Here is a 6,579-nt window from a genome sequence, read left to right on the forward strand (position 1 = left end):
CTCAGATCACGGTTTGCGCTGTATCCGATGCAGCGCAAGCAGGATCAGCGAAAATACCAGTAAGCCCCCTGTCAGAATGGCAATAGCGATTCCTCCAAAAAGATCTGGCGCCTTCATCAGAGTGCTCATCAGCGACTCCTGATAGTAGAAAAACCATTGATGATTCTCAGGAAATATCCAGACGTGAAGCTGGTAGAAGACATCCTTGGCTCCGACCAGGAAGACCAGCGCCAACCCCAGTGCTAATACTCCACACAGAATGGCCAGCTGACGACGCCAATCAGGCCGTATGTCACGCCGCACCAGTGCAAAAGTCAGGAAAGCACCCAGTAGTGTTAGCGCCGCTCCTGCCAAAGTCATCGTATCTATCAGGCGAGCAACGTCATTAAGGTGGACGATTTCTGGTTCTCTCAGGAGCTGAATCTCGCGGCCATTCGCACTGTAGCGAATTTCTGCCAACCCATTCCCCTGGGAATGAACGGCGTGAGCTATCTCATCGAACGCCCGGATTCTTTCTTCATCCGATAATTGGGCAAACCCCCGCTTGTACCGGTTCTGAGGAGCAAAATGGTCTATGTGCTCATCAATCGCCAGTGCTTTGTACCAGAATGAATATCCGTACCCCACGCTCGCCTGTAGCTGCCATGAGACGGCTAGTGACGCACAAAGCAGACTGATCAGTGCCATAAACCACAGGGATTGATAGATGCTCGTGGCTCTCATAGCAGACCTGCGACAAACTGGCGAACCAGCGCTGCTGTACTTTCAGCACCCTGCTGTTCGATATGAAAATGATGATGACCCTGCACAACTTCTGTCGTCAGGTGCGCGAAAGAAGCCTGTCGCCGACTAAACGCATCGTCAGGAATGATCCCATGACTGGCCCGAATCATCAGTGCCGGACAGCTTATAGCTTCGATAAAAGCAGTGACCTGATCTTCTGTGAGTCGTACTTTGCTGGGTAAGCGCAGACGAGGATCGGTCTTCCAGGAGAATTCAGCTTCATTTTTCTGCAGATTTCTCACAACGATGGGTCGGATTGCCTCTGCGGTCATGGCTGGCGCGAGTTTCAGACGGCTATCGAGAGCCTGCTGTTCACTGGACATGCTTCTGGCTGGGCGATTACCTCGATGTTGAACTGCTTCGGCAAGCTGACGTGGTGTTTGTTTAGCTTCCGTCGTTATGGGGCCGATGGAGTCTAAAGCCACATAGCCACTGACGAGCTGCGGAAAGGCGCCGGCAAAAAGTAAGCCAATAGCGCCTCCCATGGAGTGCCCCAGAATGACAACTGGTCTGCCCAGGGCGGTGATAATGTCATAAATGACATCAATGCTACTCCAGATGCTGTAATCGGCCCCGCTGGGCAGCCAGTCTGAGTTGCCATGCCCTGGCAGATCCGGCGCAATAATGTGCAGGTCTGGCAAAAAGCCTCTGATACACTCAAAGGAGTTGGCATTATCAAGCCATCCATGCAGTGCGATGATACTTGGCATCTCACCCGGAGATCCCCACTCAAGGCCTGCTACGCGACCAAAGCGCACATCCCAGTGACGTTCCTGTTTCTCAGAATTCATACTGGCCTCCGCCCTCGCAATAGCATATTTGTGATTTCTTCATTGATTAATCCTGCTGTGCGCTGAGGATCTTCAAACGGAAACATGTGTGAGCCTTCTGTCCATTTTACTCGCATGCCGAGCCGGTGTTTCATATGGGCGGCATTCATAGCTCTGAACACCTTGCTGCTGCGCCCTGCAATAACACTTGCAGGAAGGCTGGCAGGTAAAGCGCTGCGACTTAGATTGTGTGGCACTGTCCGGTAAATTTTCATTTCGGTAGCGGGTTGAAAAACAAGCTCAAGCCCCCTGGCTGTTACTTGTGTTCCGTAGTCAACATAGTCTTCCAGACACTGTCGCTGAAAGCGCTTCATGAGCGTTTTTCCGCTGAAGTACTCGATGGCTTCTTCCCGGGACTCCCAGATTGCCTTGCGACCGTTTGTTCGAGCGGCTGGTGTAATGTAATCAATCAGCCGAAGACGTTTGGCAAGCGCTATAAACGTTGTTTCAATCGTTGAGAAAACCGGTGAATCAAGCAATACCAGCGCTTTGAACAGATCCGGTCGCTGAGTAGCAGCCATAAGCTGCAGAATACCGCCAAAAGAATGACCGACAGCAATAACCGGTCGTCTGTGCTGCACCTGCAAGTGCTGAATAAGCTCCTGAACCAAATAAGTCCAGTTGTCGGTAACCGGGAAGTTTTTGTCGTGACCCAGTATGTCTGATGCGTGAACATCATAGTTATGATCATTCAGCGCAGAAAAAAGCTGGCGGTAACAGCCAGCGGGAAATCCATTGGCATGCGAGAAATGAATTATTTCTTTCATTCTTGGCGCTATCGTTAAAGACAGCGCAAGAAACTACCGTGCTGCTACTGGTAAAACAAGGGGCTCAGATGCCTTCCAGCACAGGATACCAAACCTCTTTAACACTCATGCAGCCGGGGCCCGCGATCTCGCCTTCCAGAACCCACACTTCTGCAGGTGACCAGGGTTGCTCATACACCTCGCCATCAGTGAGATAGGCTGCCAGATGTCCGACCAGCGGCAAATGCGATACCAGTATGAGGTCGTCAGTCCGGGATTCTATGGTTGCAAGTAACGCCTGAATGTCAGCATCTGGCGTGAGCAGATCGACAGTGGTGATATCGAGACCGGTATGGCCGGCGACTTCTCCGGCTGTTTGCTGTGCTCTCAGGTAGGGGCTGGCGTACACTTCTGCATTGTTCAATGGCTGCTGTGCCAGCCACTTACCCGCGCCGTCAGCCTGCGCTAGTCCGCGCGCGGTAAGCGCCCGACTGCGGTCATTTACCGCGCCTGGCTCAGCTGAACCATGGCGGACAATACAAATTTTCACGTACCGGATACTCTTTATTTGTTATCCGGCCAGTCCTTGAACGGGTAAGGCTTCTCGTCGGAAGCACCTGAAAGAAAATGGATAATCTCGCCTGCATAGACACCAAGTGAGTGGCCAAACTCTGTAAGTGACGCATTCGGTGCGCCTGACAGCAGGCGAAAGACCCACTGAAGAATGGTGACCACCAGAATTACCAGGTCGAGGACCCGGTAAACCAGGAAAAACAGCGCGATATACAACGTCCGCAGCCAAAAGGCATCCGACGCAATGTTTTCTTTAAAATCGTTCATGACTGACCTCTGGATTGAATGTTGCTCAGATTTCATTGCGTGGCAAAGCAAACTCCACATCGGAAGCATGCTCGCCTGTCATTAAGCCCTGGGCAACGACCCGAGGATCGGCGCCATTAAACAGAACTTCGTAAGCGCCCATCACAAGGGGCATATAAATACTGGATTCCAGCGCTTTTGCCCTGACATAACGCAAGGTATTAACACCTTCTGCCACTTCGCCCAGTTCGGCCACCGCCTGATCCAGACTCTGGCCCTGGCCAATAGCGTAGCCAACGCGGTAATTACGACTCAGTGGCGACATACAGGTAACTACCAGATCGCCTACTCCGGCAAGGCCAAGGAATGTCAGTGGATTGGCCCCCATGGCTACGGCAAAGCGGCTCATTTCCGCCAGTGAGCGTGTAATAATCATGGCCTTGGTATTTTCGCCCATGCCCAATGCCGCGACAAAACCAGAAACAATGGCGTAAATATTCTTCAGTGCCCCGCTCAGCTCGACTCCGAACAGATCGTTTGAAGCGTAAACCCGGAAGTAGCTGCAGCTCAGAGCCTGCTGAACGTTTCGGCGCAGATCACTGTCCTCGCTGGCAATAACGGTTGCTGCCAGCTCGCGCTTAGCGATTTCTTTGGCCAGGTTGGGGCCGCTGAGCACACCTGCCGGATTATTCGGGCAGAGTTCATTCATAACCTGACTCATCAGCAGGAAACCATCGGGTTCAATGCCTTTGGTGGTACTGATTAGCGCTTGCCCGGCAGTAAGGCGCGGTCTGATCTTCTCCAGCACTTCCCTTACTGATTTGCTTGGGACAGAGATAAATACGGCATCAGCACCATCGACAGCTGTTTCCAGCTCATTGGTTGCCACCAGAGAGGGATTCAGATCGGTTCCCGGTAAATACTGAGGGTTGATATGCTGCTGATTAATGGATGCGGCGATATCCTCGTTGCGCATCCAGATGGTCGTGTCGATATTGTTGTCAGCGAGAATATTGGCAACGACTGTACCAAAACTCCCGCCACCGATAACGGCTGCTTTGCGGATAGCCAAGGGGCCCCCTACGTTTTCAGGATGCCGAGCGGTCAGACTCCAGAGAGTCTACCAGCTCGCGGAATGCATCTTTGTTTTTATCATTAAGACTCATGAGCACTTTGTGTGCTGAGATGACCTGCTCTCTCGTTTCGTCTTCGCTGAGTGTGGCGGCGGCCCACTCTTCGAATTCAGCTTCGTCGGCGAATGGTTCATCAATGATGTGAAACACGTGATCAAAACCCATGCTTAACAGGATCTTGGTGATGCTTGGATTTGGACTGGTTATCGTCGGTGTGATGCCGAAGCGTTCACGACTGACAATGGAGATTTTTGCCATCTGGCCAAGCGTGGTGCTATCTACACCTTCTGCCTGGGAAAGATCAATCATGACGTTTGTCAGTGCCTGACCTGCAAGTATCTGGTCAAGGTAGCGTTCCAGTGCAGAACACAGGTTTAGCCGTACGTCGCCAATCAGGCGAATTACATGGACGCCTCGGCAATAGGCGACCTGTATCTGGCCGGAAGTCATAGCGCCCCTCTGCTTACCGACATAAAAGCAATGTCGTCGGGAATTTCATCCAGCTTATCAATATTCAGAAGACTGCTGATCATATTCAGATCTCCTTTGCTGGCCCTGGCGGTCTCCAGCAGGAATTCTTCTTTATCATTCAAGGTCGGCTTGTCCATGATTTCCAGTACGCCATCTGAAAAAAGCATCAAACTGAATGTCTCGGGTAATTTTAATTCCATTTCTTCATATTCAGCTTCGGCAAACAGGCCAACGGGCATGCCTCTGCCTTCAAGAAAGCCGATGCTGTCCGGGGTGAGTAAGGCAGGCATCGGAAAATGACCACCAACGCTGTAACGCAGCATCAGCGTTTCTGTGTCAATGACACCGCAGAACATGGTCAGATGCTTGCCCAGTTGTGAAGCCAGAAGCTCTGCATTGGCACGTTCGAGTACCTGTGCAGGATGAAGAAGATCTTCACTGGAACCGCGCTGAAGATTGCGCCGCAATCGATAGGTCAGGTTCTTAAGCAGCACGGTCACGAACGCGGACGACGCGCCATGACCAGATACGTCGGCTATGTAGAAAACCAGCAGGTTGTCAGACAGCTCAAAATAGTCGAGGAAGTCACCACTAAGCATTAATGAGGGATAAATTGCGTGGCGGCAATGAATAGAAGCCAGATCCAGTGTTTCCGGCAGCATGCGCAATTGCGCCTGGCGCCCTGCCGACTGATCGGCGCGGAGTTCGTCGAGCCCTCTCTGCAATTCAGTATTGGTCTTTTCCAGATATTCGCGATAGGCGCGATTCTCTGCCTCCAGGCGAGAGCGCTCCAGCGCCTTGTTGAGGGCGTGGCTCAGCATTTCCATATCCAGAATTGGTTTTACCAGGAAGTCGTCTGCACCCAGCCGTAACGCTTTGACAACATCGTCCATAACGCCCGCGCCGGAAACGACAATTACCGGCAAGTCCTGATTAACACTGCGCAGCCGTTCCAGAAATTCGATGCCATGCATGCCGGGCATCTTGAGATCGCAAATCACGGCATCGACATTTCGTGAAGACAGGACGCCCAGAGCGTCAGTAGCAGACTGACATTCAAGAACCTGAAAGCCGCAGTCATCAAGGTAGGCAACAATGCTATCCCTGACGGTAGAGTCGTCGTCAATGACCAGCACGCTAGCGGCCATTCATCTTCCCCGGATTGATCTTAGTTGGGCGAACACTAACCCTAAGCGAACTGGCATGCAATCCCTGGGAGCACTCTATTTGGGCGCTGTGGCAAAATGTCCGGAAAACCCGATATTTAACTATCGTTAAATCATTAAATACACTGAACTCTGGCACAAAGAATGCTGAATATTTCTCAATGTACAAAAAATAGTCACCGGTGCTAGCATCAGACGATACTAATAAGGAGAAAGCCCATGACCAGTCCAGCCAGATCATACAATGAAAAGCGGAATTTCATTCGGATGCAGGTATCTGCGCCAGCAGTTCTGACACTTACTGATGGCCAGACAGTCGAACTCACTTGCCTTGATATCAGTAGTAGCGGCGTGCAATTGCAGCACTTCGAACCGCTTCAGACCGATATCAGCGGGCGACTGACGGTATCAAGCGGTGGTGGCTACACCAGCCCGCTGGAGGCAGATGTGACGATCTGTCGCGTGCAGCAAAGTGGCACTGATGAATATCGCATTGGCGTGACGATTGATAGCTTTCTCTGAGTAATAAAAAAGGCCAGCTAAGCTGCACTGCTGTCCCACAGTTTTAAAGATATCTGTTTTCTATAAACGACTTTTAAATCTGCAATGCCTACTGCCTACCAGGGGAACT

At 51.5% G+C, this 6,579-nt stretch carries 9 protein-coding genes; 1 reads left to right on the top strand and 8 read right to left on the bottom strand.

What is annotated here, in order from left to right; all coding sequences use genetic code 11:
- Window positions 1–6: 6 nt before the first annotated feature.
- The 8 genes from I9W95_RS02030 to I9W95_RS02065 all read right to left on the bottom strand — a co-directional run bounded on the left by I9W95_RS02030 (window position 7) and on the right by I9W95_RS02065 (window position 5,930).
- Complete coding sequence (locus tag I9W95_RS02030; RefSeq protein ID WP_225671309.1) at window positions 7–687, bottom strand: lipoprotein intramolecular transacylase Lit; 681 nt, start codon at window positions 685–687, stop codon at window positions 7–9.
- A gap of 32 nt (window positions 688–719) precedes the next feature.
- Window positions 720–1,574, bottom strand: a complete 855-nt coding sequence (locus I9W95_RS02035) for an alpha/beta fold hydrolase (protein ID WP_225671311.1) — start codon at window positions 1,572–1,574, stop codon at window positions 720–722.
- On the bottom strand, window positions 1,571–2,380 hold the full coding sequence (locus tag I9W95_RS02040) for an alpha/beta fold hydrolase (RefSeq protein WP_225671313.1): 810 nt from the start codon (window positions 2,378–2,380) through the stop codon (window positions 1,571–1,573). The genes I9W95_RS02035 and I9W95_RS02040 overlap by 4 nt, the downstream gene beginning before the upstream one ends.
- A 64-nt stretch (window positions 2,381–2,444) precedes the next feature.
- Window positions 2,445–2,909, bottom strand: coding sequence for a phosphohistidine phosphatase SixA (gene sixA, locus I9W95_RS02045; RefSeq protein ID WP_225671315.1), 465 nt, complete (start codon window positions 2,907–2,909; stop codon window positions 2,445–2,447).
- A 14-nt stretch (window positions 2,910–2,923) separates the two neighbouring features.
- A complete protein-coding gene (locus I9W95_RS02050) occupies window positions 2,924–3,199 on the bottom strand; it encodes a DUF4389 domain-containing protein (protein ID WP_225671317.1) in 276 nt (91 codons plus the stop codon).
- A 25-nt stretch (window positions 3,200–3,224) separates the two neighbouring features.
- Window positions 3,225–4,250, bottom strand: coding sequence for an NAD(P)H-dependent glycerol-3-phosphate dehydrogenase (locus I9W95_RS02055; RefSeq protein ID WP_225671319.1), 1,026 nt, complete (start codon window positions 4,248–4,250; stop codon window positions 3,225–3,227).
- 16 nt (window positions 4,251–4,266) lie between these two features.
- On the bottom strand, window positions 4,267–4,761 hold the full coding sequence (locus I9W95_RS02060; protein WP_225671320.1) for an STAS domain-containing protein: 495 nt from the start codon (window positions 4,759–4,761) through the stop codon (window positions 4,267–4,269).
- Window positions 4,758–5,930, bottom strand: a complete 1,173-nt coding sequence (locus I9W95_RS02065) for a SpoIIE family protein phosphatase (RefSeq protein ID WP_225671322.1) — start codon at window positions 5,928–5,930, stop codon at window positions 4,758–4,760. Before I9W95_RS02065 ends, I9W95_RS02060 begins: the two co-directional genes overlap by 4 nt.
- A gap of 237 nt (window positions 5,931–6,167) precedes the next feature.
- On the opposite strand from I9W95_RS02065, the gene I9W95_RS02070 reads away from it, so the two are divergent.
- A complete protein-coding gene (locus I9W95_RS02070; RefSeq protein ID WP_225671324.1) occupies window positions 6,168–6,470 on the top strand; it encodes a PilZ domain-containing protein in 303 nt (100 codons plus the stop codon).
- Window positions 6,471–6,579 lie beyond the last annotated feature (109 nt).

It is taken from the genome of Thalassolituus marinus (assembly GCF_020320395.1).
Classification (GTDB): Bacteria; Pseudomonadota; Gammaproteobacteria; order Pseudomonadales; family Oceanobacteraceae; genus Venatoribacter; species Venatoribacter marinus.